Consider the following 26,190-nt stretch of genomic DNA (forward strand, 5'->3'; position numbering starts at 1 on the left):
ATTAAACCAAAATACCCATACTTATGGCAAATGAAGCGTATGACGCAATCGTAGTTGGGTCAGGAATTAGCGGCGGATGGGCTGCTAAGGAGCTGACGGAAAGGGGGCTCAAAGTACTGCTCCTGGAGAGAGGCCCAATGGTCGAGCACGTGAAGGATTATAAATCCGCGACTCTGGCTCCCTGGGAGATTCCCCACAGAGGACGGAGAACCCAAGAGCAACTGGAAAACCACCCGAACCTCAGGAGAGACTATGTACTCAACGAGCTCAATCTGGACTGGTGGGCACACGAGAGCGACTCCCCCTATGTGGAGGAAAAGCCTTTCACGTGGTTTAGAGGCTATCAGGTCGGAGGACGCTCCCTGCTCTGGGGCAGACAGTCCTATCGCTGGGCCAATGTGGACTTTGAGGCGAATGCCAAAGACGGAATCGCGGTAGACTGGCCGATCCGGTACAACGACCTCGCCCCATGGTATAGCTATGTGGAAAAGTTCATCGGTGTATCTGGCTCCAAAGACGGACTGGACATTCTCCCCGACGGGGATTTCCAGCCACCCATGCCCATGAACTGCGTGGAAACAGACGCTGCCGAAAAGATCAAGGCCCACTACAAAGGTGCCCGCACCTGGACCATCGGCCGTCCTGCCAACATCACCCAGCCGCTGCCGGGTCGCCCAGGCTGCCAGTACCGCAACAAGTGCTCGCTCGGCTGTCCTTTTGGGGGATATTTCAGCACGCAGGCCTCTACCCTGCCTGCTGCCCAAGCTACCGGCAACCTTACGCTTCGCCCCTGGTCTATCGTGAGACGACTGATCTACGACAAAGACACCCAAAAGGCGACAGGCGTAGAAGTACTGGATGCGGAAACCAACCAAACCGTGGAGTACGATGCCAAGATCGTCTTCCTTTGCGCGTCGGCGTTCAACTCCACTGCGATCCTGATGAGAACTGCCACCGACATCTGGCCGGGCGGACTGGGTTCTTCCTCGGGTGAGCTGGGCCACAACGTGATGGACCACCACTTCCGACTAGGTGCCGGAGGTACCATGGAAGGTTACGACGACAAATATTACTTTGGCAGAAGACCTACCGGGCTCTACATCCCAAGATTCAGAAACCTTAACGGCGAGAAGCGCGACTACATCCGCGGCTTTGGCTACCAGGGTGCGGCAAGCCGCAGCGGCTGGAGCAGAGACGTGGCCGAGCTGGGCTTTGGCGCCCCGATGAAGGAAGCACTCATCGAGCCGGGACCTTGGGGTGCTGGATTTACGGCCTTCGGCGAAATCCTCCCCTACCACGATAACACCATCAAGCTCTCCGACTCCGTGAAGGACAAATGGGGCATGGAAGCGCTCGTGATGAATGCCGAAATCAAGGACAACGAGCTCAAGATGCGCAAGGACATGATGGCTGATATGGCCGAAATGCTGGAAGTGGCAGGATTCAAAAACGTCCGCACCTACGACAACGGCTATACCTTCGGTCAGGGTATCCACGAAATGGGAACCGCCCGAATGGGACGCGATCCAAAAACCTCCGTGCTCAACGGCAACAACCAGGTGTGGGAAGCGAAAAACGTCTTTGTGACCGACGGAGCCTGTATGACCTCCGCCGCGGCACAAAACCCTTCGCTGACCTACATGGCGCTGACTGCCCGCGCAGCGGCTTTCGCAGTGGATGAACTGAAAAAGATGAACCTCTAATCCGAAACGACATGACTGTAATGAATAGAAGAGACGCGCTGAAAAGTGTCGTCCTGATGATGGGAGGAACGATGATCGGGGCCTCCGCCATCCTGACCGGCTGCTCGCCGGAGCGACAGCTCAAAGACCTCAACTTCTCCCCGGAAGACCTAGCCTTCCTGGATGAAATCGGGGAAACGATCATCCCCACCACGGACACCCCGGGCGCCAAGGCTGCCAAAATCGGTGAGTTCATGGTCATGATGGTCAAAGACTGCTACGATGCCGACCAGCAAAAAGCCTTCATCGACGGACTGAATGCGCTGAGCAAAGACTTCAAAGCCGAGAAAGGCAAGGACTTCATGGAAGCAAGCTCCGAAGAGCGCTTGGCCTTCCTCAATGCCATGCAGGAGAAGTTCAAAGCCAGCGGCGATGCCCGAGAGCCTATCGTGATCAACATGCTCAAAGACCTGACAGTACTCGGCTACTTCACCTCTGAAGTGGGGGCGACCCAGGCACTTCGCTACGAGGAAGTACCGGGACGCTTCGACGGCTGCATCGATTACAAAAAAGGCGACAAGGCCTGGGCGCTGTAATCCTACCTTTTGTAAAACCCGGCCTGCCTCACCCGAGGCAGGCTTTTTATTTCAAACCAATATGAAAAACCAACGAAGAAAATTCATCCAAATGGGAGCCATGCTCGGTGTAGGAGCGGCCTTCATGCCACTGCAGTTTTGCGCCGCCCCCAAGAAAGAAGGGGAAGTGGCAGTCGGTGAGGCCGTCGCCAAGTCCAAACTCGAAAGCTTTGGCATACAGCTCTACTCCGTGAAAGAAGACATGGCTACCGACGCCCAGGCTACCATGAGAGCGCTCGCCGGGTATGGCTACAAGCAGCTGGAGGGATTTGACGGAGGCAAGGGAATCCTCTGGGGCATGCAGCCTGCGGAATTCAAGTCCCTGATGTCCGAGACGGGCACCAGCATGGTGGCCTCGCATGCCAACGTATTTGAAAACCTGGACGCCCAAGCCGCCCAGGCCGCCGAGGTCGGGATAAAATACCTGATCTGCCCATGGATAGGAGCCCAAAAATCCCTGGATGACTACAAGAAAATAGCGGATCAGTTTAACCAAATGGGCGAAACACTGAAATCCCACGGCCTGAGGTTTGCCTACCACAACCATGACTACAGCTTTGTACCGCAAGAAGGAGCCTTGGGACAAGACATCCTGATGGACAACACAGACCCTGCGCTGGTGGACTTCGAAATGGACATCTACTGGGTGCATGTCGCGGGCATCAATCCGGCCGAGTACTTGGCCAAATACCCGGGTCGCTTCAGACTTTGCCATGTGAAGGACGCCGAGGCTGGCACCGGAGATCCCCACGAGCGGGGCGTATTGCTGGGTGCGGGCGAGATCCCCTATGCGGATCTGATCAAGCAGTCCAAGGATATGGGAATGGAATACTTCATCGTCGAGCAGGAGCGCTTCCCTACCGGCACCCCGATGGAAGCGGCCGAAGCCAACGCCAAATACCTCTCCGCATTGGAGTATTAATACGTTTCTTGGTTTCTTTCTGACTTTCTAAACAAAAGCAGAAACATCACCACCACCAGGATAATCAGCAGAGCCACCTCAAACTGCGCCCAGATCTGGGATCGGTTGATGAGGATTTTGGCTTTGCTGATTACTTTTTCGCCCTCAGCCATCTGGATGTTGCTGAGGTTTTGGAGATCGCCCCGGGCTTGAGAGATTTTTTTGTCGTAGATCTTTACCTGCTCCCGGTTGACGCCAGAGGAGTCGGAGTACAGCAGGTCGTAGTTTTTGATCACCAGGTCCTTTTCGATGATGGCCTTGAAGTCCGTGAGATAGGAAGCCTCCTGATCGGTCAGCTTGGTATCTTCAAAATCCTCCACAGTGGCCAAAATCGCGTTTTCATGTGCGGTGATCTCATTGATCACCTTGGAGTAGTCGTAGTCGATGTTGCAGTGGTCGATCAGCTTTTGGATCTGGAAGAGATGGTCTGAAATGCTAAAAATATACCCCTCCACCACGAGCCGGTCGTTGTAAACTTCCGTGAAAGCGCTGCCTATGCTCCGGAAAGACTGGCGCTCCAATAGGTTTTTGCCATAGAGCATCAGCAGCAAAATGCCGATGATGACCAGGGCGCGTACTTTTTTTCGTATGAGGCTAGAATCTTGCATGGGTAGAGAAAGGTCAAATCCTAAATAAGGTACATTCGGAGAGAATACAAATAAAGAACGCCCCCTTTTGTTTGTTTTTTGTAAGATTGTCCGCTTTTATTCCAGTGTGCAGCCGTGACAATCCGAAAACCCCAAAAATTGGGGCTTTGCCCTACTCCGGTCTTCGGTCATCGGTCTTCCGGCCCGATTGAAGAAGCAAATTCGCATACCGGCAAGAATGCGGATAATCATGGTTTTTTGTAATAATCAGGGCTTTTCATTGTACACCCGCACGTAGTCCACCTCCATGCGCTGCGGCCAAATATCCGTAGCTACGCCCTTTGCTCCACCCCAGTTGCCTCCCACGGCGATATTGAGCAGGAGGTGAAAAGGCTGGTCAAAAGGCCATTCCTGATAGCCCTTGCTGGTGTTTTCGAAGGTGAAATACTTCGTGCCGTCGATTAAAAAGTCGATCTTCTCCTCCGTCCAGTCTATCGCATAGGTGTGGAATTCCGACGAAAAATCCGGGACCATCCGTTGCCCGCCCTTCTGGGTACCTTTGGTATGGTTGAAGGCCTCGGTATGGACAGTGCCATGCACGCGACCGGGGTCGTAGCCCACATGCTCCATGATGTCGATCTCCCCGTTTTTTGGCCATCCCCCAAAGCGGTTTTCCTCGGGCAGCATCCAGATGGCTGGCCAAGTCCCCCGCCCTTGGGGCAGTTTTGCCCTGACCTCGATGTAGCCGTATTGCCAGGCTGCCTTGCCTTTGCTCACCAGTCTGGCCGAGGTATAGCCCTTGGGACGGGACGCATCCGCATGCACTTCGATGATGAGAAGGCCGTTTTCCACCCTTGCGTTTTTCAGATCGGCTCGGGTGTAGTCTTCCAGCTCGTTGTTGCCCCAGCCGTGGTCGCCCACATCGTAGTCCCACTTGTCGGGATCGGGTAGGCCTTCGGTATCAAACTCGTCCGCCCAAATCAGTTCCGCTTTCGGGGGATCTTGCGCTAGGCAGGAAAATGCCCACACTTGGGCAAAGAGGATTATCAGGGTCTTTTTCATGGGATATTTTGGGAGGTGGAAAATACAAAACTTTCACGGAAGCCCGCGTCTGGAAGGAGGCATCAGGCTTCATACACCGGATATACTCCATCTCCTTTATAGGAACTGCCGCTTTTGTACCCGGAGGTAATCGTGGCTATTCGAAAAAATGCCAATCTCAGGTTTTGCCCTACTTCGGTCTTCGGTCTTCCGACCCGACTGAAGAAGCAAATTCGCTTACTGGTAAAATAGCGGACATACCTATTTCCTATCTTCCAATTTTTCAATACACAACAATAAATGCCTAATTTTCCCCTGCATATATAAACCCAAAATCATGGCCTACTACTTCAGACTGGGACAGATCCCTCCCAAACGACACACGCAGTTTCGCCAGCCCGACGGCAGCCTCTACAAAGAGGAACTGGTCAGCTCCAAGGGATTCTCCGGCATCTACTCCATCCTCTACCATATCCACAACCCCAACGAGGTCAAGTCCATCGGCAAGCCCATCCCCTACCAATGGGAAGCGGCCAAAGACCACGGACTCCGCCAGACCCATTTGAAAACATCTGGAGTAGAGACTACGGGCGAAGACTACCTCTCCGCCCGCCGCATGCTCATGATGAACAATGACGTGATGATGGGCATCTGTGCTCCCCGAAAGCGGAAAATGGATTTTTACTTCAAAAATGCCGACGGGGACGAGATCATCTACATCCACGACGGCGAGGGAGTGCTTTACTCACAATTTGGCAAGCTGGAGGTAAAAAAGGGCGACTACGTGGTCATCCCAAGGACGACGATCTACCGCTTTGAATTTGCCGAAGAAGGGCCTTTGCGACTGCTGGTGATCGAGTCCCCTGGACCTATCGAGACGGTGAAGCGGTATCGAAACGAGATCGGACAGCTACTGGAGCACTCGCCTTATTGCGAACGCGACATCCGACCCCCACACGAGCTGCATATCGAGGATGAGAAAAAAGATTACCTCGTCCAGATCAAAAAACAGGGTTTTCTCCACCAATACACCTACGGCCACAGTCCCTTGGACATCGTGGGCTGGGATGGCTACCTTTACCCCTACGCCCTCTCCATCCACGACTTTGAGCCAATCACCGGCCGCATCCACCAGCCGCCTCCCGTACACCAGACCTTCCAGGCTTGGGGCTTTGTGATTTGCTCTTTTGTACCCCGCCTGTTTGACTACCATCCCCTGGCCATCCCCGCCCCCTACAACCACTCCAACATCGACTCGGATGAGGTGCTGTACTATGCCGAGGGGGAATTCATGAGCAGAAAGGGAATCGACCGGGGCTCCTTTACCATCCATATGGGCGGCTTGCCCCATGGCCCGCACCCCGGCACCGTCGAAAAATCCATCGGAGCCAAGGAAACCCACGAATACGCCGTCATGCTGGACACGCACCGCCCGCTGTTCATCACCACGGATGCCTTGGACTTTGTGGACGAAGGGTATCCCATGAGCTGGACGGAGTAGGGCAAGCTGGAAGTCGGGAGACCGAAAGCGTGCCCATGCCGTTTCTATTCCTTAGCCTAGCTACCCATATTTGCCACGAAAGAAAAGGGGGAAACCAAAAATGGCTGTCAGGGGTTTCTGACAGCCATTTTTCTATTTATTGATTATCCACTTTTATGCCGGCAGGAAGCCGTGACAATCCAAAAGAACGCAAAAATTAGGGCTTTGCCCTACTTCGGTCTTCGCCTGCCCGACGTGTCGGGGTCATCGGTCTTCCAGCCTGCCCGAGCTGACAGGCCCGATTGAAGAAGCAAATTCGCTGACTGGCACGATTGCGGATATTCATGTTCTATTTAAACACAACAGGCAAAACTCACTTCCCATCCACGATCTCAAAGATCGGCTCGCCGTCCGCTGCGTTGGGATACTTGATCTTGAGCAGGGCAGATACGGTCGGCGCAATGTCCGTGATGGATGCTTTGCGCGAGCTGGAGCCGGCCTTCACCCCCCAGCCGAAAAACAGGATGGGCACGTTGGTGTCGTAGTTATACGGCGAGCCGTGCGTGGTGCCTCTGGCGCCACCCACCATCCAGGCTGGCTCAAACACCAGCAGCAGGTCGCCCGAAGCCTTGTGGTTGTACCCCATTTGGAGCAGGTGCGCCCGGCCATAGGTAAACTGCTGGGTGCGCATGTCCTCGGCGGTATAGACTTCCTTGATCCCATTGAAGCGAAGCATGAAATTGGCGAGGTCTCGCTGCATCGCAACGAAGTCCACGTTCTTCTCTTCTGCCAGCGTTCTGTTCAGGAATACCTGGTCGCCGGTGTATTTGAGGATCCAGTCGCCCTGACCGTATTTGGCGTTGCAATAGCCGCTGATCTGTCCAAAGATGTAGTTGGTATTGATGTTCCCGGCAGGTACGTTTTCGCTTACCATGTAGGTCGCCACATCGGCCACAGCATGGTCTGCGGAGAGAAATACGAGGTATTGTCCTTTGCCATACGCCTTGTCCAGGTAGTTGAACATGCGCTCAAACTCCCGGTCCAGGCGCAGGTAGTTGTCCTCTACCTCCACCGAGGCTGGCCCAAACCTATGGCCGATGTAGTCCGGGGAAGAGAAGCTCACGGCTAGGAAGTCGGTCACGCCGCGCTGCCCCAATTTTTCACCCTCGATGGCCGCGAGTGCAAAATCCAAGGTCATGGAGTTGCCGTAAGGCGTGGAGGCGATCAGGCCGTATCCGCCGTTTTGTCCACGAAGCGAATCCAGCTGGTAAGGAAAAGTAGGCGACTCTTTCCCTATGAAAACACCCTCAAAGTCATTGTTGTCGTCGATGCTGTTCACATAGCTGTCTAGGGGAAACAGCGTTTCCCAAGTTTGGGAGAGATAGGAATCCGGAACCTTTTTCGCGTTGAAATCCGCCACCCATTGCGGCAAAGTTTCATAGTAGTACGTCGAGGTCATGAAGTCCCCGTTGGCGTCATCATACCAGTAGGCATCTCCCGTATGACCGGCCGGAAGGCTGGCGCCACGGTCCTTGATCGCGATACCCACTACCTTAGACCGCTTGCCGGTGGCAAAGCGCAGCTCATCCGTGACAGTGGTGGTGAGCAGGTTTCGGGGACTGATCTGGCCGTTTTCGGGTGTACCGCCCACGTTGGTCACGGTACTGTCCTCCGCACAATAGATGTATTTGTTAAACTTCCGGTCGTACCAGGAGTTGCTGATAATGCCGTGGGTCGCCGGGGTAGTGCCGGTATAGACAGAAGTATGGCCAGGACCAGTCACAGTCGGCGCATAGTTATAGTGACCATTGGTCATCATGAAGCCTTCCTTCATCATCCGCTTGAATCCGCCCTCGGTATAGCGATCGGCAAAGCGGTAGAGGTACTCTTGACGCATCTGGTCGACGATGATTCCTACCACCAATTTTGGTTTTTCACTTGGGGTCTGGGCATGGGCAAAAATGCCCGGGGAGAGTGCCAGCAGCGCGATGGCTAAAAATTTTCGCATGGGAATTGATATTTTTCCCAAATATAAAGAACCCTGCCTATCCAGACATTAACACTTTGTTAAATGGCCAAAAGGATGCAGATTATGCGCAAAAACAGCGATTCGATGAAAAAACACCTATTATCCCTCCTTTTGGCATTGACGTTCACGGCGCCGATTTTAGCCCAGTCCTACTTTGAGGACGGACTTTCGGCCGACTTTCACCGAGGGAGAAGGCAGGCACTCAGAGCCCAGATGCCGGCAAACAGCGTGGCGGTCATTTTCACCAATCCCCAGAAAAACCGCTCCAACGACGTGGACTTTATCTACCACCCCAACACCGATTTCTACTACCTTACCGGGCTGAGGGAGCCCAATGCCGTGTTGGTGGTTTTCAGCGAAACGCGGGATTTCGGCGCCTTCTCTGCCGACGAGCTCCTCTATGTCCAAAACCGGGATCCCCGTGCCGAAATGTGGAACGGAAAGCGTCTGGGCGTAGAAGGAGCGAAGGAAAAACTTGGCTTCGAACAAGTCTTTCTGAACGAGGCTTTTGGAAAAAGCCCTGCCTTGGACTTGGGCAAGTTTGACAAGATCCTCTCCTTTGACCTCGGCAAGGACATCGAAGAAAGCAGCGCCAACCTACCGATGGCCGCCATGCTGGGGCAGTTTAAGACCGAGTCCGGCTATACCGCAGGGATCTCCGCCACCACCCAGCAGCTGTATGAGCTCGTCCGTGCCACGCCCCTGGAAAACTCCGCCAACGTGGCCCAGATCATCGGAAGAAGCCGACGCTTCTATCCAGAGGTGGAAAACGACTCCCTGCTCATCGGCTTTGCCGAGGCGGACAGCCCCGAAAAACGCCAGCAGATCAAAGCACAAATCCCCGACTCCAAACTGAACATCATCGCTTTGGAAGAAATCCTCAACTCGCTCCGCGAGGTGAAATCCGCTGAAGAAATCGCCCTGCTCAGCAAGGCCGCGCAGATCTCCGCCATCGGGCAGGTCGAAGTGATGAAGGCTGCCAAAGAAGGTATGTCTGAGCGGGAAATCCAGGGCATCCACGAATTCATCTACAAGCGCTACGGGGCTGAAAACGTGGGCTACCCCTCCATCGTCGGCGGCGGCAACAACGGATGCATCCTCCACTACATCGAAAACGACCTCAAAAATGTCAACGAGCGCCTGCTGCTCATGGATCTGGGCGCTGAGTGGAGAGGCTATACCGCCGACGTGACCCGGTCGATTCCGGTCAGCGGCAAGTTTAACCCCGAGGAGAAAGCCATCTACGAGCTCGTGCTCCGATCACAAGAAGCTGGAATCCAGCTCTGCAAGGCCGGAACGGAGTTTTCCGAGATCGGCCGCGTCACCCGACAGATCATCGACGAGGGACTGGTGGAGCTGGGCATCATCCAAGCCGGAGCGCGCCATAGCTATTTTCCCCACGGCACCTCCCACCACTTGGGACTCGACGTGCACGACCGGGGAGGCTATGGCCCGCTCAAGGAAGGCGTTGTGCTGACCGTGGAGCCGGGCATCTACATCCCCGAGGGCAGCGATTGCGATCCCAAGTGGTGGGGCATCGCCGTGCGCATCGAGGACGACATCCTCGTCTCCGCGAATGGCCCGGTGAATCTCTCCGCCGACGCTCCCCGCACGGTAGCGGCTATCGAAGCCATGATGGAGCAGTCCAGTCCACTGGAAAACTGGACCCTGCCCGAGGTGAAATAACCCCTAGCCTGGGCGGGCCGGCCTGTCACCTGCCAAAAGCAACGTCAAACTAAAGCCCTGTGGACTTTGTCCCGCAGGGCTTTTTTACTGGCGATTCTTTTTTAGCTTTAAGCGATGCAAAAAACCACCTTCATCCGACCGTTAGGGCTGTTTGTCTTTGCGATGGCTCTTTTTTCCTCCATCCAATCCAGCCTTGCCCAAGGAGCCTATATCCCCTACGACCGTGACTACTACCACAAGATGGATCGCTACGAGATCCTACAGGGAAAAACCAACCCCTTTTTCAACAGCGGCTACAAGCCCTATCGCCGGGATATCCTAGCCAAGTACCTGGACAGTCTGGCCGAAAACCCGGAGGTCATCCAGTCCAAGGCCGATCAGTTCAACCTGGACTACCTCAGCCAAGACAACTGGGAGTTTTCCGAGCGGGAAATCCCCGAATCCAAAAAACCTTTCCTGAAGTCACTCTATCGTCGGCCGGGCGACTTTGCGCACTACGAAGGCGAGGACTTTGGCATCCATCTCAGTCCGGTGATCTACCTTAGCGGAGGCACCGAGACGGACAATGACCGCAACCCTGCCCGACTGGCCAGAGGCTTGGTCGTACGGGGATCGGTGGACAAAAAAGTGGGTTTCTACACCTATCTGACTACCTCTGAGGTGTTTTTCCCAAGCTGGGTAAAATCCTACGCCGAACACAATGGCGCGGTGCCGGGCGAGGGGTTTTGGAAAGAGTACAAGGACGAGGGGTACAACTATTTTTCGGCCCTCGGGCACGTGTCCTTCCAGATCACCAAGCACATCGAAATCCAGGTGGGGCATGACCGCAACTTTGCTGGCGAGGGCTACCGGTCCTTTCAGATCTCGGACTTTTCCAATCCCTACATGTTTGTCAAGTTCAACACCAAGGTGTGGAAGTTCCAGCTGACCAATCTCTGGACGCAGATGACCGCGGATGTCTTTTACGACCGCGGCCGGCCGACGGATGGGCGCTACCCGCAGAAGTATTTTGCCTACAACCGCCTCGGCTTCAACGTCGGAAAAAACGCCAACTTGGGCTTTTTCTCCTCCATCATGACCGACAAGATCAACTTCAACTACTTCAATCCCTTCATCTTCCTACGCTGGGTGGAGCAGCAGCAAGGCACGCCGGACAAGGTCATGCTGGGCTTGGACGCCAAGTGGATCTTTGTACCGGGGATGGAAGTATATGGGCAGTTTGCGCTGGACGAGTTTGTATTCAACGAGTTTTTTGAAATCGACGGGGAAGGCTCCAAGCGAAACAAGTACGGTGCCCAGCTGGGCTACAAGTACATCAATGTATTTGGACTGAGAAACCTGGACTTTCAGCTGGAATGGAACCAGGCGCGGCCCTATACTTTCCAGGAAAAGGTCGATTACCAATCCTACTCCAACTGGCGCACGCCCCTCACCCACCCCCGAGGTGCAAACTTCCGGGAGTTTGTCGGCATCTTTCGCTATCAGCCCCTGCCAAGGCTGGACCTGAACCTGACCGGATTCTACCAGTACTTCGGCGCGGATGAAAGCCCCGAAGTCAACTGGGGTGGGGACGTGTTGAAAAACCGCCTGGAAGGCAGCCCGACGGGGCTTTTTGGCAACTACATCGGGCAAGGCGTGGAAAACAAGGTGATCCAGTCCAACCTGACGGCCTCGTACATGCTCAAGCACAACTTCTTCATCGACGCTTCCCACACCTTCCGCCGCAGGACTGCACAGGACCTGGACGCACCGGCCAGCAGCCACTACCTCCAGCTGGCTTTTCGATGGAACTTCATCAAGCCTGATTTCAACTATTAAGGGATTGTTTCTGTAGTATTGCACCCAAGGATATCTCCCACCACCCAACTACTTCAGACGCAAGACAGGCCTTCTGAAAAAAAATCTTTATCCCCTTTGTGATGACGTTCTGCGATGCGTCACTGCGAGGCACGAAGCAGTCTCAATCAACAATAATGAAGAGATTGCTTCGTCGTCGTACCTCCTCCTCGCAAAGACGAAATAACTTCAAGTATTGGCAAAAACCCGCTCCGGCAATTTTGCGTAACTTGCGAACCGATTTACCAAGCTTCCGTTGATGAAAACCTACCTGCGAATCCTGTCCTATGCGCGTCCATTTGGCAGGTTCGTCCCCACATACGTCCTGTACACGCTCTTTTCGATCATCTTCGGACTGATCAACTTCACCCTCCTCAAGCCACTCTTTGACGTGATCTTTGAGCAGGTGGAGCCAGCCACACTCGAGCAATATCGCAGCCTGCCTGCCTTCAGCTTTTCGCTGGAGTACTTCACCGGGCTTTTCAACCATTTCTTTCTCTCCGTGCAGGACGACTACGGAAAGATGGGCACACTGGTCTTCGTCTGCATCATCATCGTGATCTCGGTCTTTCTGTCCAATCTCTTCACCTACCTCTCGGGAGTAGTCCTGGCCAAGGTACGGGCGACGGTGATCAAGGGCATGCGCATGGACATTTTCAACAAAGTAGGCACGCTGCACATCGGCTACTTTTCCAACGAGCGCAAGGGCGACCTCATGTCCAAGATGACCAACGACGTGCAGGAGGTGGAAAACACCATCGTCCAGTCCCTGCGGGTCGTCTTCCGCGAGCCTGCCACGATCATCCTATATTTTTCCGTGCTCTTTTTCATGTCTGTGAAGCTGACGCTCTTCACCATCCTGATCATCCCGATCTCCGGGGCGATCATCGGTGGGATCACTAGGAGATTGAAAAAACGCGCCGTGCAAAGCCAGGAATCCCTCGGCCGCATCGTCAACATCCTGGACGAGACACTCGGAGGCATGCGGGTGATCAAGGCCTTCAACGCCGAGCGCTTCATCGCCGAAAAGTTTGACGAAGAGACCGACTACTACTCCCATGTAAACGTGAGCATGGCCCGCAAAAACGAGCTGGCATCGCCCATTTCCCAGTTTTTGGGCGTGAGTGTGGTGGCGGGGATTTTGGTATATGGCGGCAGCCTCGTGCTCAGCGGGGAGTCCGACCTGGGTGCCTCGGACTTCATCACCTACATCATCATCTTCACCCAGGTCTTGAACCCTGCCAAGGAAATCTCCCGTGCCGTGTCGAGCATCCAGCGGGGCATCGCCTCCGCAGAGCGGATCTTTGAGGTGATCAATACGAAGACCCAGATCGAGGCACCTGCCAACCCCAAGCCGGTCAAAGGCTTTGGCGATGCCATCGAGTTTGACCAGGTGTCCTTTGCCTATGCGGATCGCTTGGTCCTGAGGGACGTCAATTTCCGACTGGAGCGGGGGAAAACCATCGCCCTGGTCGGCCCTTCTGGAGGGGGAAAATCTACTTTGGCGGATCTCGTACCCAGATTTTACGATCCCAGCTCAGGAGCCATCCGACTCGACGGCACGGACATCCGGGATTTTTCCCCAGCCGATCTTCGCGGTCTGATGGGCATCGTCACCCAAGAATCCATCCTCTTCAACGACACGGTCTTCAACAACATCGCTTTTGGCATAGACAGCGCGACGGAGGCCCAAGTGATCGAGGCCGCCAAGATCGCCAATGCGCACGGCTTCATTTCCCAGCTGGAAAATGGCTACCAAACCTCCATAGGCGAGCGGGGATCAAAGCTTTCCGGAGGGCAAAGACAGCGACTGAGTATCGCACGTGCAGTGTTGAAAAATCCACCCATTCTGATCCTCGACGAAGCCACCTCTGCTTTGGATTCTGAGTCCGAGCTGCTGGTGCAGGAAGCGCTCACCAAGCTCATGAGCAACCGCACCACGTTGGTCATCGCCCATCGGCTCAGCACCATCCAGCATGCCGACGAGATCTTGGTCATCGAGCAGGGCCAGATCGTACAGCGGGGCTCCCATGCCGACCTGATGGCGGTAGACGGACTTTACCAAAAACTATCGAGTATTCAGTCAGTTTGATTAAATTAGAAATCATTAATTGTTCCACTCATGAAAAAAATCGCGCAATTTCTGCAACTCGCACTTTTGCTGTACTTTCTGTTGTTCCTGGTATTTTTCTTTGCCCATGACACCTTCGGATCCGCATTTGGCATGGATCCGATTACCCCTGAGTCTATGATGAAAGTATTCCTGACTGGTTTCATCCTTTTTGTGGTGACTTGGGCGACCACGCGCATGCATCAGAGCTCCATGGATGCGGACGCCAAAAAGATGCAGGCCGAGATGAACGAACTGAAAGCCAAACTCTATGACTTTGAACACCCCAAGGTCGCACCGACACCCAAACCAGCTTCGCCAAAGGGCCAGGAGGACAGTGGAGGGATCATCCGTCCCAGAAAAAATGTAACGGATGAATAAAGATTTAATTTTCGCAATCCAGTATATTGAGGAGACCAAACATCTCCTCTTTTTATTTTTCCTATGGTCGCTAAAACTTTTGGAAGTGCCGTCTCCGGAGTCGATGCCAATCTCATTACCATCGAAGTCAATGTAGGGCAGGGCACCAGTTTCTTCATGGTGGGCTTGCCCGACTCCGCCGTGAAGGAATCCCAACAGCGCGTGGAGTCCGCCCTGAAGTATTTCAACTACCGCATGCCCCGGCAAAAAGTGGTGGTGAACCTTGCCCCCGCCGACGTGCGCAAGGAGGGCTCAGCCTACGACCTGCCCATTGCCATGGGAATCTTGCAGGCCTCCGAGCAGGTCGCTTTCCCCGAGCTCGAGCGCTACGTGATCATGGGCGAGCTGTCTCTGGACGGAAACCTCCGTCCGATCAAAGGCGTCCTGCCTATCGCTATCGAAGCCCGAAAGCGCGGGTTCAAGGGCTTTATCCTACCCTTGGAAAACGCCAAGGAAGCCTCCATTGTAAACAACATCGACATCATCGGCGTGGAGACCCTGGACCAGGCCGTGGATTTTCTCCAGGGAAATCTGGAAATCGAGCCCTTGGTCACCGACACCCGGGAGATTTTCTACCACTCTTTGGATGAAAATGAGTTTGACTTCGCCGACGTGCAGGGCCAAGAAAACATCAAGCGGGCGATGGAAATCGCCGCGGCTGGTGGACACAACGTGATCATGATAGGTCCTCCCGGAGCGGGCAAGACCATGCTGGCCAAGCGGCTTCCCTCGATCTTGCCTCCGCTTTCGCTTCAAGAAGCCCTCGAAACCACCAAGATCCACTCCGTAGCCGGCAAGCTCGGCAAACATGCCTCCCTTTTGGCACAGAGGCCTTTCCGCAGTCCCCATCATACCATCTCCGATGTCGCGCTGGTCGGCGGCGGCGGCAATCCCCAACCCGGGGAAATATCTTTGGCCCACAACGGGGTACTTTTTCTCGACGAGCTACCAGAATTCAAGCGGACTGTGCTGGAAGTGATGCGCCAGCCCTTGGAGGAAAGAAAAGTCACTATCTCCCGCGCGAAAGTCTCAGTGGACTATCCGGCCAACTTCATGCTCATCGCCAGCATGAATCCCTGCCCCTGCGGCTACTACAACCATCCCGAAAAGGAATGCGTCTGCGGGCCCGGCATCGTGCAGCGCTACCTCAACAAGGTGAGCGGGCCCCTGCTGGACCGCATCGACCTGCATGTGGAGGTAACTCCGGTAAGGTTTGAGGAGATGACTTCCACACGCAAGTCGGAAGCCAGCAAGGTCATCCGCGAGCGGGTGATCAAAGGACGAGAGCGTCAAAAAGCCCGCTTCCAAAATAACCCTGAAATTTACTGCAATGCGATGATGCCCTCGCACCTGGTCAAGGAAATCTGCCAAATCAACGAGGCTGGCAAAACCCTGCTCAAGACCGCCATGGAGCGCCTTGGCCTCTCCGCCCGCGCCTATGACCGTATCCTGAAAGTGGCCCGCACCATTGCCGACATTGCCGAGAGCGACACCATCCGGGTAGAGCATCTGGCCGAAGCCATCCAATACCGAAGCCTGGACAGGGAAGGCTGGGCAGGATGATTTTTTGAGAAAAAATGGAGCCAGCGCTGAAAGAACACATCGAAAACAAGATCCATACAATCCGAGGCGTGCAGGTGATGCTGGACGAGGACTTGGCAGAGCTATACCAAGTCACAACCGGAAGGATCAATGAATCGGCAAAACGAAACATGAATAGGTTTCCAGGCGAATTCATGTTCCAGCTCACCGAAGCTGAATGGGAGGATTTGAATAAAAGTCTAACGTCCAAAAGCGACGGTTCTTTAAGATCGCAAAATGCGATCTTAAAGAACCTCAGAGGCAAACACCGCAAATATCTCCCCTACGCCTTCACCGAGCAGGGTGTCGCCATGCTGTCCGCTGTATTGAGAAGTGACGTTGCCGTACAGGTCAGCATACAGATCATGCAGGCCTTCGTCAGCATGCGGAGTTTTCTGATGAAAAATGCCTCCGTTTTCCAGCGTCTTGATCAGCTGGAGCTAAAACAGCTGAACACCGAAGCCAGGTTTGAGGAAGTGTTTAGGGCTTTGGAGGCTGGACAGCCCAAACCCGACAAAGGGATTTTCTTTGAAGAATTCTAGTTGTTACTTTCGGCGGCGAAGCCGAACGTCTAGACGCCCTGACTAAAAAGCGGACAGAAGTATCCGAATCAAACCTTATGGAAATAGGAACAGAATTACCAACACTGAGTGCCAAACAAAAAATCATCTCTTCGATTCTGCCGGGAGTGCTGTATGCAGGGCTTGGCCTCTTGTTTGATTACCTGATGAACGGTGAGCTCAGAAGCATCTATAGCCATCTTTTTCAGGGAGTAGTCTTTGGCTTTTTCGTGGGTTTTGGGCTGCCTTATTTTGCCCGAAAACTGGGGCCGTCCCACCTCGAAAAAATCGGGAACAGCATCAAACCTGATTTGGCGGAAAATGAGCGAATCGAAGTCGAAGGTCCCGCCAATCTTTTCAGAGGGATAGAAGGAGTAGGCGGAAAACTATTCCTGACAAACGAAAAGCTCACTTTCAAAGCCCACAAACTCAATATCCAAAACGGCCAGACAACCATCGACTACAAACAAATCACCGAGGTATCTCGAAGAAAAACGGCAAAACTGCTCGACAATGGAATCCGAATCAAAACCGCAGACGGAAAAAAACATGATTTTGTACTTGGGGAAAGAGATCTGTGGATTGAAAAAATAAACGAAAAAGTAGCCTAGACCGCCAACAAGGAGCCGACAGCCTTCTATTTTTAGAGCTCAAACTCATCCCCCTCGGCGCACATTTCAACGCTGAAATCCAGCGCACGCTCCGGCATCGAATCTTTTAGCATCTGTTCGAGTTCGCTGTCCGTGCGGATGGGCTCGTGATGGATCAGCTGGAGATTTTTGACCTTGCAGAGCTCGGCAAAGGCAATGGCATCGTCCACCGAGCAGTGCCCCCAGCCTGTTTTCTTGGCGTATTCCGCCGCCGTATAGCTTCCGTCGTGGAAGAGGATGTCTGCCGCCTTGGCGATCTCGAAGCCAGAAGTCCACTCGGGATCAAGGGGAAAGTTGCACGAGCCCAGCTGCAGCTCATGGTCGGGGATATAGGCCATCACCGAATTTTCCGTCATCAGCCGGTAGCCCAGCGTCGGTCCGGGATGGCAGATGTATTCGCTGTGGATACGCACCTCGCCTATGGAAAACTCTTCGTTGGAAAGCTCATGGATGACGGGATGCTTCGGCAGCTCATTGAAGCGAATGGGAAACAAGGGTGGTGAAAAATAGCGTCTCAGCCGATTGATCAGCGACTCGCAGGAGGCAGAGGGTCCCCAGATGTGTACCGTCACCTCGGGATTGTACAGCGGAAGGAAAAAGCCTAACCCCATCATATGGTCGATGTGCAGATGGGTGAGCAAAATGTGGATCTCTTTCAGGTCGGGACTGAGGTATCTGCCGAGACGCTGTATGCCGGATCCTGAATCCAAGATGATGCAGCTATCCCCATGCGTCACTTCAAAGCAGGAGGTATTTCCCCCAAACCGATTGCTTTCTGGCCCGGGCGATGGCAGCGAGCCCCGGCATCCCCACACTTTCACCTTCATGACTCGCTCTTCCAAAACATGGCTATAGCCCCCAAATATCGGTCAGGCCGACCCTCCAGCGGAAAGGAGGTGACCGTAATCGTCACCCGCTCCCCCTTGATGTTGTCTATCTGAAATGAGCCATGGGCTGGCTGCCGGAGGGTGAGCGTCTGCACCAGTGGCAGGTCTTCGGGAGGCAGGGGATTCCCATCAAGGTCTGTAGGCCTAAACATCGTAGCCCACTCCTCCACACGCATGCCTCCTGTATCGGTAAACCTCAGGCCGAGGATCCCCTCCGCGGCCTCGTTGTAAAACAACAGGTTGCCCTCAGAATCCACCAAAAAAAAGGGCATACTAAGGCTGTCTCCAAATTGCCTGGCCAAAATCAATTCCAAAGGCTGTGCTGGCATGGTCGATAGGGTCTATGCTAAAAGTCAGGAGAAGATAACTATTTTTCTGATCAGCTTAAACTATCTCCTTGTTTTTCTGGAGCTGCACCGCCTATCCCCCGTCCCACACGGCGACCGTTTTTTTTCCCCGACCTTGTCATTCCCAGCGGCGATTCCCAGTCCAAGGACTACTTTTTCAGCCTTTCAAAGAGCCAGTCTTCGGATCTCTTCCCCTGCTCCGGATAAGTCCAGTGACCGGTCTCTGGGATGACAAAGACTTCCTTGGGAGCCGTAATCTGGTTATAGGCGGAGTAGTAGGAGGTCGGTGGGCAAGTGTCGTCGTTGTAGCCCCAGCTGTAGAATCCAGGCGTCTTCAGTATCCTTGCGAAGTTTACCACGTCGTAGTAGCTCAGGGTCTCGATAGCCTCGGGATAGTTGTAGTACTGGAGGTTGTTGCCGGCAAACATGTGGGGCCAGCCTCCAGCCCGTCCATGCAGGTAGCCGGTCATGTCGCTCAAAGCGGGATACATGGAGGAGAGATACTTGATCCGAGAATCAAGTGCCGCGGTAATGATCGCCAACGCCCCGCCCTGACTTCCGCCCTGGATCCCCAGATTTTGCCCGTCATACTGCGGCAGGGAGGTCAAAAAGTCAACCGCCCTCACGCATCCCAAATACACCCTTTTGTAGTAGTAGATGTCCTTGTCCGAGATGTTGAAATTCCAATAGCCGTTCAGCGCCCCACTGGAGAGGTTGCCATACACGTCCTGTGGTAGGTCTATGGGAATGCCATGGATACCGATCTGCAAGGTGATCGCACCACGGGCGGCTTTGCCCAAATCCCCAACATAAGGACGAATGCCAGCGCCAGGCACCTGCAGGATCGCGGGGAATTTCCCCTCACCCTTTGGCACCGTCAGCACTCCGTAGATCCGGCTGTTTCTGATATTCTGAAAGCTCACGTGATAGACGTCCACAGTCTCTGTACTCCGCTCAGGCAGGTGGACCATCTTGGGATCAAGCGGCACTTCTGCCAGTTCGGCCTTGCCTTTTTCCCAGAAAGCCTCAAAGTCACCCGGCATCTGGGCCGTGGGCTGGATCTGCTCCGGGGCAAATGCCGCTGTCCCCAAGCCTCGGTATTCCTTGCCATCTATCGTGGCAAAGACCTCGCACCTGAGAAAACCGGGAGTCTTCATGCCCTGGGCAGAAATCGTCGCCCTTCCGTCTTTGAGCTGGAGCGGGCCTTCCTGCAGAGGCTCCATCTTTTCCTCCTTGACAAAATAGCGCACGTTCTCGACCGGAACTGGTCTGCCGGACTGGGTGACAGAAACGACAAACTCCACTTTTTCACCGACCTGATAAGTCCAATCCATCTTGTCCGGGGAGACGGAGATGTCCAGATACTGCTTTTGGATCTGGGCAAAAGAGAGCGTTGAAAGGTTAACGAGAAAGAAGGTTAGTACGGAGAATTGTAGCCTTTGGATTGATTTGAATGAGGTCATTGGTTTGGGTTGAAAGATTTGAGATTCAAGAATTGGGTCATTTAAAAGTCAGGTGAATTGTTGCGCTCGGTGAAAGCATCAATCCCCAAAGAAAATACCGAGGCCTTTGGCCGCTTGTACCAAAGCACCTTGCGGATCGACATAGTTGTAGGCACTGATCGCCTCCTTGATCGGCACGGAAGTGTATTCGTTGTTTTTGAGCACCACCAGCTCGCCAAACTTGCCCGACAGCACCAGCTCCATGGCTCTCACCCCAAAGACCGATGCGATCACCCGGTCGTAGGCAATCGGCGTTCCGCCGCGCTGGGTATGCCCGAGAACCGTTTCGCGGATATCAGCCTTGACGCCCGCATCCTTCAGCTGCTGACTGAGCGCGTAGCAAACTCCCCCCAAGCGAACGGCGTGCCTCCCCTCCTCGCCTTGGGTAGCGGTGACCGTACCGTCCTTGGGCTTTGCCCCCTCGGCGATCACGATATTGACAAAGCCGCGCCCATCGACGTAGCGGGCGTTGACCTTCTCCACCACCGCTTGTAGGTCGTAGGGAATCTCCGGTATCAGGCAGATTTCCGCCCCGCCGGAGATGGCCGTGTACAGTGCGATCCATCCCGCATCCCTTCCCATCACCTCCATGATCATCACCCGATGGTGACTGCTCGCCGTGGTGACGAGCCGGTCAAAGGACTCCGAAGCCGTCTGCACGGCCGTCTGAAAACCGAAAGTGAAATCCGTCGAGTTCAGGTCGTTGTCAATCGTCTTGGGCACCCCCACCACTGGCATCCCCGCTTCAAACATCGCCTGGGAAATGGCCTGCGAGCCATCACCTCCGATATTCACCACCGCGTCAAAGCCTTTCTCCTTGAGCCGCTCCACTACCCAGGGAATACGGTTGACCAGCTTGACGCTGCCGTCAGGCTGCTTCTCGGGATAGCTCATGGGATTGCCTTTGTTGGTCGTGCCTAGGATGGTTCCTCCCTTGACATGGATCCCGGCGACGGTTTTCCCATCCAGGCGGACCAATCGGGTGGGCTCCTCCATCAGGCCGTTCAAGGCCTCGAAACTGCCCCAAACTTCCCAATCCGACTCTTTAGAGGCTCGTTTTACGATACCGCGGATGACCGCATTGAGGCCGGGGCAATCTCCACCGCCGGTGGCAACCAGTAGTTTTTTCATGGCTTAATCAAACAGGTTTTTGAAAGACAGGTTTGTCTTGGTAGGTTAAACAAAAAAAGAAGGTAGGGAATATTTCAGGAAAATCCCTGTATCTTTTTAGAGGCTTTAGGCCTAAAAACGACCCTCCGGCACCAGTCCCCGCGCCGGGAAAGGTCGACAAACATCTAGATCTTTTTTCCCCCAGAAAACACACTACCATGATAGGAGAAGAAAACCTGACGGCAAAGGCATTCAAAAAAATGAGCGACGAGGAGCTGATCAAGCGGGCAAAGAAATTTTCGAAACGCTACTGCGTGGGCAGCGGAAAGGACTTCAAGCTCAAGGATTTTTCTACCCAGCCCAAAAAAGACTACGGCCCGGAAGACAAGTCCACGTTCAAAGAGGCGCTGGAGCAAGGGGTGGATGCCCTGGCCACCATGCAGGAAAAGCTCTACGCCCAAGACAAATGGTCCCTGCTGGTGATCTTTCAGGCGATGGATGCGGCGGGAAAAGACGGTGCCATCAAGCATGTCCTCTCAGGCATCAATCCCCAAGGCTGCCATGTCAATTCCTTCAAGGCCCCGAGTGCGGAGGAGCTCGACCATGATTTCCTCTGGCGCTGCCTCACCAAGCTGCCCGAGCGTGGCAAAATCGGGATTTTTAACCGCTCCTACTACGAAGAGGTGCTGGTCGTGCGCGTGCACGAGGGAATCCTGAGAAGCCAAAAGCTTCCAAAAAAACTCGTCACCAAAAAGATCTGGGACCAGCGCCTGGAAGACATCGAAAACTTCGAAAAGTACCTCCACCGCAACGGCACCAAGGTCATCAAGATCTTCCTCAACGTATCCAAGGATGAGCAAAAAGCCCGCTTCCTTGAGCGCATCGATGAGCCGGACAAAAACTGGAAGTTCAGCTCATCGGACATCAAGGAAAGGGGCTACTGGGACCAGTACATGAAGGCTTACGAGGACGCCATCCGCAAGACCTCCACCAAAGACAGCCCTTGGTACGTGATCCCCGCGGACAACAAACCCTACGCCCGCGTCGCGGTGGCGTCGGCCATCATCCATGCCCTGGACGGGATGGACTTGGCCTTTCCCTCCCTTCCCGATCAAGAACGGACAAAGCTGGAGGAAATGAAAAAACTGCTGCTGGAAGAGGGGAGTAAGCAGTAGGCAGAGAGAAGTAGGCGGTGGGCCGTGTCGTAAATCAGAAATTCTCGACTCTTGGTTCTTGGCTCTTGGTTCTTGGCTCTAGACTCTAAACACCAGTTTCTTGATACTAACCTCTAGCTACTTGCTACTCAAATATCAAACTTGATCCCCTGTGCCAGCGGCAAGGAAGTGGAGTAGTTGATCGTGTTGGTCTGGCGGCGCATATAGGCCTTCCAAGCGTCTGAGCCGGACTCACGCCCACCACCGGTCTCTTTTTCCCCGCCAAAAGCCCCACCTATCTCCGCCCCGGAAGTCCCGATGTTGACATTGGCGATGCCACAGTCGGAGCCTGCCGCCGACAGGAAGGCCTCGGCCTCGCGCATGTGGGTGGTCATGATGGCTGACGAAAGCCCTTGCGGCACGCCGTTTTGCAATGCAATCGCCTCCGGCAGGGTTTTGTATTTGATCAGATAGAGGATCGGCGCAAAAGTCTCGTGCTGCACGATGGCAAAATGGTTTTCGGCCTCAAAGATCGCCGGCTTCACGTAGCAGCCCGACTCGTAGCCATCTCCGGAAAGCAGTCCCCCGTCCACGACGACCTTTCCTCCTTCGGCCTTCACCTTCTCAATCGCCGCCAGGTAGCCTTTCACCGCGTCTTGGTCGATCAGCGGGCCGACGTGGTTCTTTTCGTCCAGAGGATTGCCGATGACCAGCTTGGAATAGGCCGAAGCCAGTCGGCTTTTCACCTCCTCGTACACGTTTTCTTGGACGATGAGTCGGCGTGTCGTGGTGCATCTTTGCCCGGCCGTACCGACCGCGCCAAAAAGCGCCCCGCGAATAGCAATGTCCAGATCTGCGTTTTCGGTGATGATGATGGCGTTGTTTCCGCCCAGCTCCAGCAGGGACCGGCCGAGTCGCTCACCTACGGCTTTGCCCACCAGCTTACCCATGCGGGTGGACCCCGTCGCCGACACCAGCGGAACGCGAGGATCTTGGGACAGCAGTTCGCCGACCTGGTAGTCCCCCACGATCACGCTGCAAATTCCCTCGGGCATTCCGTGTTTTGCGAAGATTCTGCCCGCGATGTGCTGGCAGGCCAATGCGGACAGCGGCGCTTTTTCCGAAGGCTTCCACACGCACACATCGCCACATACCCAGGCCAAGGCGGCATTCCACGACCAGACCGCCACGGGAAAGTTGAAAGCCGAGATGATCCCCACGATACCCAGCGGATGCCACTGCTCATACATGCGGTGCCCAGGTCGCTCCGAATGCATGGTCAGCCCATACAGCTGCCGGGACAGGCCCACCGCAAAGTCGCAGATATCGATCATCTCCTGCACCTCTCCAAGTCCCTCCTGATAGGACTTGCCCATTTCGTAGGAAACGAGCTTGCCCAAATCTGCCTTGACTTCGCGCAGGGCGTTGCCGATCTCCCGCACGATCTCACCCCGCTGGGGCGCTGGTACCGTGCGCCACTTTTCAAAGGCGATCTGTGCCTGGGCAATGATGGCCTCGTAGGTTTCGGCGTTGCCGGACTGCACCTGTGCGATGGACTTGCCGTCTGCGGGGGAAAAGGAAGCAATGGCCTTTTCTCCGGAATCCAGCCAATCCAAGCCAGTGGAGGAACCTAGGTTTTCGGCCTCAATGCCGATTTTTTGAAGAGATAGTGAAATGCCAAATGGGTCAGTCATGGTAGTCCTATGGGGTAAAACTTAAGCCAAAGCTAAAAAATAATATGACTTACCTCCCCCTCTGGCTCACTCGAACCTCAGTGTCCTGACTCCACTGTCGGCTCCTTTCCATGCCCTAGGGCGTTGTCCAGTATCCGCTGGAGAATATTCCAGGGGTTCAGCTTGGTATAAACTTCCGTAAACTTAGGCCCTGGCTGTATCCTATAAATCAAGTTTAATCTATAGTTGCCCGTGTTGGTCGACTGGGAGACATCCTGCTGACCGGCTAGGTTGAGGTGCTTGTACAGGTAGTTGACGTTGATCGAGTAGCGCTCGCCGTTGTATCCCGCAAACCCGCGGAGAAAATAGCTCGGCACGAGGCCGACTTCGCGGGTTTCCTTGTTTTGGTCGCCCTTCGAGATCCCGAGCGCCAAATTGGCCGAGGCCGCTCCGGTGAGGAAAAAACCTCTGCCAAAGACCAGCGTCCCGACCAGGCCCCCACTCGGGCCCACTTGGTAGAAGTCCGCCCGCTGGTAATTGCCCGCAAGGGGCATCTCTGTGGGAATGAGCAGCGAGTCCCCACTGATCCGCACGCGGTACACCTCCAGACCAAACATGGGGGAAAAAGCGGACCGTTTCTGGATAGCGGACTGGAGAAATGCCGCTTCCAAGGAGATCTTGTCTCCGTTGAAGAGGTAGTTTGCCCCCAGCCCCAGCTTCACCACACTCACATCCTCCCGGAGATAGTCCTCTCCGACGGCGTTCCCTTCTTTCATGGTGTAGCCGTTGTAAAACTGGCCAAAGAAATCAAAGATCCACCGGTTGGGGTAGGCATGGGCCTGGAGGTCGAGGCTGGCTGGCCACTGCTTGATCCGGTTGGGGTTCATGAAGGAATAGGGCACCCCGATGTTCAGGGTAAACTTCTGGAAAGTCATCCCCAAGCCGAGGTTTAGGCCGCTGTTGGGCTCATAGATTCCCAGCTCCTGGCCGTAGTTGATCTCGGTATACTTCTTCGAAAGATAGGTGCGCAGGGCCATCTTGGTCGGCAGCTCCCGGACATAGGCCGTATCCACGCCCCTTGTCTGCGCCACTAGGCAATCGGAAGCAATGACAAACAGAAAGGCAAAAAGTAGTCGGAAAAACAATCTCATAGAGGGCGGATCAATCCAAATATAAACAAAAAGAACCCCGACGCTTGCCGGGGTCCCTTGAAAACACTCAGAGTTCGAAAAATGGATTCCTTGGAACCTCATTTTTTGAAAAAGAAGAGTTGAGAAAAGTTGTTAATCACCGAAATGAATTTAAAAGCTTTATCCGAGAAAAAAAAGCTATTCCGACTCTTCCTCAACTACAACCTACTCTGAAACAACCTGAAAATGAAACCTTTAATTACAATCGAATCGCTTCACCAACCAATCCCGCCTCCCAACGGCCGCCCCCTTCAATCCTTCTTCATACTCTTAAAATACAGCAGCTGCAGCTCTTTGACTTTGGGCTTTTTGTAAGCCACCCACAGCGTCAGCAGCCTTTCGGCCACAAAGCCCAAGATCCGCTTTTGGTAGCCCTCGTAGTTTTCCAGCTTGCACCGCTCCTCAAACTCAAACAAAACGTCAAACCACCACGCCATGAACTCTTGGTAAAGCTCGTCCTTGGCAAGGAACATATTGTTGGCGTAGAGCGTGTTGCCCTGGATCACCTGCTGCCATGCCGCCTTCATCTCGGGATATTTGTCACTGAGCACGTCCTCGATGATGGCAAAATCCCCGATGCAATGGTACTTGCGGTAGTGCTCCTGCACCGAGTAGCGAAAAATCCTGGCTCTGGGCAGCACCATATCGTACTCGCTGAGAAGCTCTTTTGCCTGCTCTGACGACAGTATCCAGGAGGTGTATTTTTTCAGGTGGTTGGTATAGATCAGCGGGTTCTTCTTAAACTGCCTCTTGAGCGGATGGGTGATGAAGTACTTCAGCCTATAGTACCAAGGCTCGGGAAAGACCGTAAAATACCTGCGATAGTGGCAGATGCCGGTGATGTCCTGGCGGGTATTTTTCCAAACCCAATAGATCCCCGTCAGCTCGCTGTAAAATTCATTTTTTGCGGAGATGTTTTCCCCGGTGTCATCCCGGACAAAAGCCGAGTCCGGCGCGGCGGGAGATTGCCCGCACAATACCGGGCGATAAAAGCTATCCAAGGACAGGACTCGGCCCTCCTTGTAGTACATCACATATATCCTTGCGTCTCCCGCATTTTTCATCTTGC

The 26,190-nt window shown here is 54.2% G+C and carries 22 protein-coding genes; 12 read left to right on the forward strand and 10 right to left on the reverse strand.

Annotated features, from left to right (window positions below; translation table 11 throughout):
- Positions 1-23: 23 nt before the first annotated feature.
- The 3 genes from J0A68_RS12470 to J0A68_RS12480 all read left to right on the forward strand — a co-directional run bounded on the left by J0A68_RS12470 (position 24) and on the right by J0A68_RS12480 (position 3,239).
- A complete protein-coding gene (locus tag J0A68_RS12470; protein ID WP_206578534.1) occupies positions 24-1,703 on the forward strand; it encodes an FAD-dependent oxidoreductase in 1,680 nt (559 codons plus the stop codon).
- A gap of 20 nt (positions 1,704-1,723) precedes the next feature.
- The gene (locus tag J0A68_RS12475; RefSeq protein ID WP_206578583.1) at positions 1,724-2,278 is read left to right on the forward strand and encodes a gluconate 2-dehydrogenase subunit 3 family protein; all 555 of its coding nucleotides are present in this window, start codon (positions 1,724-1,726) and stop codon (positions 2,276-2,278) included.
- A 61-nt stretch (positions 2,279-2,339) separates the two neighbouring features.
- Positions 2,340-3,239 carry a sugar phosphate isomerase/epimerase family protein gene (locus J0A68_RS12480; RefSeq protein ID WP_206578535.1) on the forward strand — a complete coding sequence of 300 codons (900 nt, stop codon included), beginning with the start codon at positions 2,340-2,342 and terminating at the stop codon, positions 3,237-3,239.
- On the opposite strand, the gene J0A68_RS12485 is transcribed toward J0A68_RS12480, so the two are convergent.
- Both J0A68_RS12485 and J0A68_RS12490 read right to left on the reverse strand, forming a co-directional pair.
- Positions 3,236-3,886 carry an MCP four helix bundle domain-containing protein gene (locus J0A68_RS12485; RefSeq protein WP_206578536.1) on the reverse strand — a complete coding sequence of 217 codons (651 nt, stop codon included), beginning with the start codon at positions 3,884-3,886 and terminating at the stop codon, positions 3,236-3,238. The two genes, J0A68_RS12480 and J0A68_RS12485, sit on opposite strands and share 4 nt — an antisense overlap.
- A gap of 246 nt (positions 3,887-4,132) precedes the next feature.
- On the reverse strand, positions 4,133-4,927 hold the full coding sequence (locus J0A68_RS12490) for a glycoside hydrolase family 16 protein (protein WP_206578537.1): 795 nt from the start codon (positions 4,925-4,927) through the stop codon (positions 4,133-4,135).
- Between the two features lie 316 nt (positions 4,928-5,243).
- On the opposite strand from J0A68_RS12490, the gene J0A68_RS12495 reads away from it, so the two are divergent.
- Complete coding sequence (locus tag J0A68_RS12495) at positions 5,244-6,407, forward strand: homogentisate 1,2-dioxygenase (protein WP_206578538.1); 1,164 nt, start codon at positions 5,244-5,246, stop codon at positions 6,405-6,407.
- 352 nt (positions 6,408-6,759) lie between these two features.
- Here the strand turns inward: J0A68_RS12495 and pafA are convergent, their stop codons facing one another.
- A complete protein-coding gene (gene pafA, locus J0A68_RS12500) occupies positions 6,760-8,394 on the reverse strand; it encodes an alkaline phosphatase PafA (protein ID WP_206578539.1) in 1,635 nt (544 codons plus the stop codon).
- Between the two features lie 105 nt (positions 8,395-8,499).
- On the opposite strand from pafA, the gene J0A68_RS12505 reads away from it, so the two are divergent.
- The 7 genes from J0A68_RS12505 to J0A68_RS12535 all read left to right on the forward strand — a co-directional run bounded on the left by J0A68_RS12505 (position 8,500) and on the right by J0A68_RS12535 (position 17,219).
- Positions 8,500-10,101 (forward strand): aminopeptidase P N-terminal domain-containing protein, encoded by a 1,602-nt coding sequence (locus J0A68_RS12505; protein ID WP_206578540.1) that lies wholly within the window; start codon positions 8,500-8,502, stop codon positions 10,099-10,101.
- Between the two features lie 114 nt (positions 10,102-10,215).
- Positions 10,216-11,919 (forward strand): hypothetical protein, encoded by a 1,704-nt coding sequence (locus tag J0A68_RS12510; protein WP_236025563.1) that lies wholly within the window; start codon positions 10,216-10,218, stop codon positions 11,917-11,919.
- Between the two features lie 277 nt (positions 11,920-12,196).
- On the forward strand, positions 12,197-14,029 hold the full coding sequence (locus J0A68_RS12515) for an ABC transporter ATP-binding protein (protein ID WP_206578541.1): 1,833 nt from the start codon (positions 12,197-12,199) through the stop codon (positions 14,027-14,029).
- Positions 14,030-14,059: 30 nt separating this feature from the next.
- Positions 14,060-14,428: a hypothetical protein gene (locus J0A68_RS12520; protein ID WP_206578542.1), complete on the forward strand. Its 369-nt coding sequence runs from the start codon at positions 14,060-14,062 to the stop codon at positions 14,426-14,428.
- Between the two features lie 63 nt (positions 14,429-14,491).
- Positions 14,492-16,030: a YifB family Mg chelatase-like AAA ATPase gene (locus tag J0A68_RS12525; protein ID WP_206578543.1), complete on the forward strand. Its 1,539-nt coding sequence runs from the start codon at positions 14,492-14,494 to the stop codon at positions 16,028-16,030.
- Between the two features lie 14 nt (positions 16,031-16,044).
- Positions 16,045-16,590: an ORF6N domain-containing protein gene (locus J0A68_RS12530; RefSeq protein ID WP_206578544.1), complete on the forward strand. Its 546-nt coding sequence runs from the start codon at positions 16,045-16,047 to the stop codon at positions 16,588-16,590.
- A gap of 77 nt (positions 16,591-16,667) precedes the next feature.
- The gene (locus tag J0A68_RS12535) at positions 16,668-17,219 is read left to right on the forward strand and encodes a GRAM domain-containing protein (protein ID WP_206578545.1); all 552 of its coding nucleotides are present in this window, start codon (positions 16,668-16,670) and stop codon (positions 17,217-17,219) included.
- A 32-nt stretch (positions 17,220-17,251) separates the two neighbouring features.
- Here J0A68_RS12535 and J0A68_RS12540 read toward each other — a convergent pair whose 3' ends face one another.
- The 4 genes from J0A68_RS12540 to J0A68_RS12555 all read right to left on the reverse strand — a co-directional run bounded on the left by J0A68_RS12540 (position 17,252) and on the right by J0A68_RS12555 (position 21,125).
- A complete protein-coding gene (locus J0A68_RS12540) occupies positions 17,252-18,085 on the reverse strand; it encodes an MBL fold metallo-hydrolase (protein ID WP_206578546.1) in 834 nt (277 codons plus the stop codon).
- On the reverse strand, positions 18,082-18,474 hold the full coding sequence (locus tag J0A68_RS12545) for a PAS domain-containing protein (protein ID WP_206578547.1): 393 nt from the start codon (positions 18,472-18,474) through the stop codon (positions 18,082-18,084). The genes J0A68_RS12540 and J0A68_RS12545 overlap by 4 nt, the downstream gene beginning before the upstream one ends.
- A 167-nt stretch (positions 18,475-18,641) precedes the next feature.
- Complete coding sequence (locus tag J0A68_RS12550; RefSeq protein ID WP_206578548.1) at positions 18,642-19,955, reverse strand: acetylxylan esterase; 1,314 nt, start codon at positions 19,953-19,955, stop codon at positions 18,642-18,644.
- 78 nt (positions 19,956-20,033) lie between these two features.
- Positions 20,034-21,125: a 6-phosphofructokinase gene (locus J0A68_RS12555; protein WP_206578549.1), complete on the reverse strand. Its 1,092-nt coding sequence runs from the start codon at positions 21,123-21,125 to the stop codon at positions 20,034-20,036.
- A 197-nt stretch (positions 21,126-21,322) separates the two neighbouring features.
- On the opposite strand from J0A68_RS12555, the gene J0A68_RS12560 reads away from it, so the two are divergent.
- Positions 21,323-22,279, forward strand: coding sequence for a polyphosphate kinase 2 family protein (locus tag J0A68_RS12560; protein ID WP_236025564.1), 957 nt, complete (start codon positions 21,323-21,325; stop codon positions 22,277-22,279).
- 128 nt (positions 22,280-22,407) lie between these two features.
- On the opposite strand, the gene amaB is transcribed toward J0A68_RS12560, so the two are convergent.
- The 3 genes from amaB to J0A68_RS12575 form a co-directional block, all read right to left on the reverse strand.
- Complete coding sequence (gene amaB, locus J0A68_RS12565; RefSeq protein ID WP_206578550.1) at positions 22,408-23,952, reverse strand: L-piperidine-6-carboxylate dehydrogenase; 1,545 nt, start codon at positions 23,950-23,952, stop codon at positions 22,408-22,410.
- Positions 23,953-24,029: 77 nt separating this feature from the next.
- Positions 24,030-25,082: a DUF4421 domain-containing protein gene (locus J0A68_RS12570; protein ID WP_206578551.1), complete on the reverse strand. Its 1,053-nt coding sequence runs from the start codon at positions 25,080-25,082 to the stop codon at positions 24,030-24,032.
- Between the two features lie 290 nt (positions 25,083-25,372).
- The gene (locus tag J0A68_RS12575; RefSeq protein WP_206578552.1) at positions 25,373-26,185 is read right to left on the reverse strand and encodes a DUF4422 domain-containing protein; all 813 of its coding nucleotides are present in this window, start codon (positions 26,183-26,185) and stop codon (positions 25,373-25,375) included.
- Positions 26,186-26,190: the final 5 nt, after the last annotated feature.

Origin of the sequence: Algoriphagus oliviformis (assembly GCF_017254915.1) — a bacterium.
Classification (GTDB): domain Bacteria; phylum Bacteroidota; class Bacteroidia; order Cytophagales; family Cyclobacteriaceae; genus Algoriphagus; species Algoriphagus oliviformis.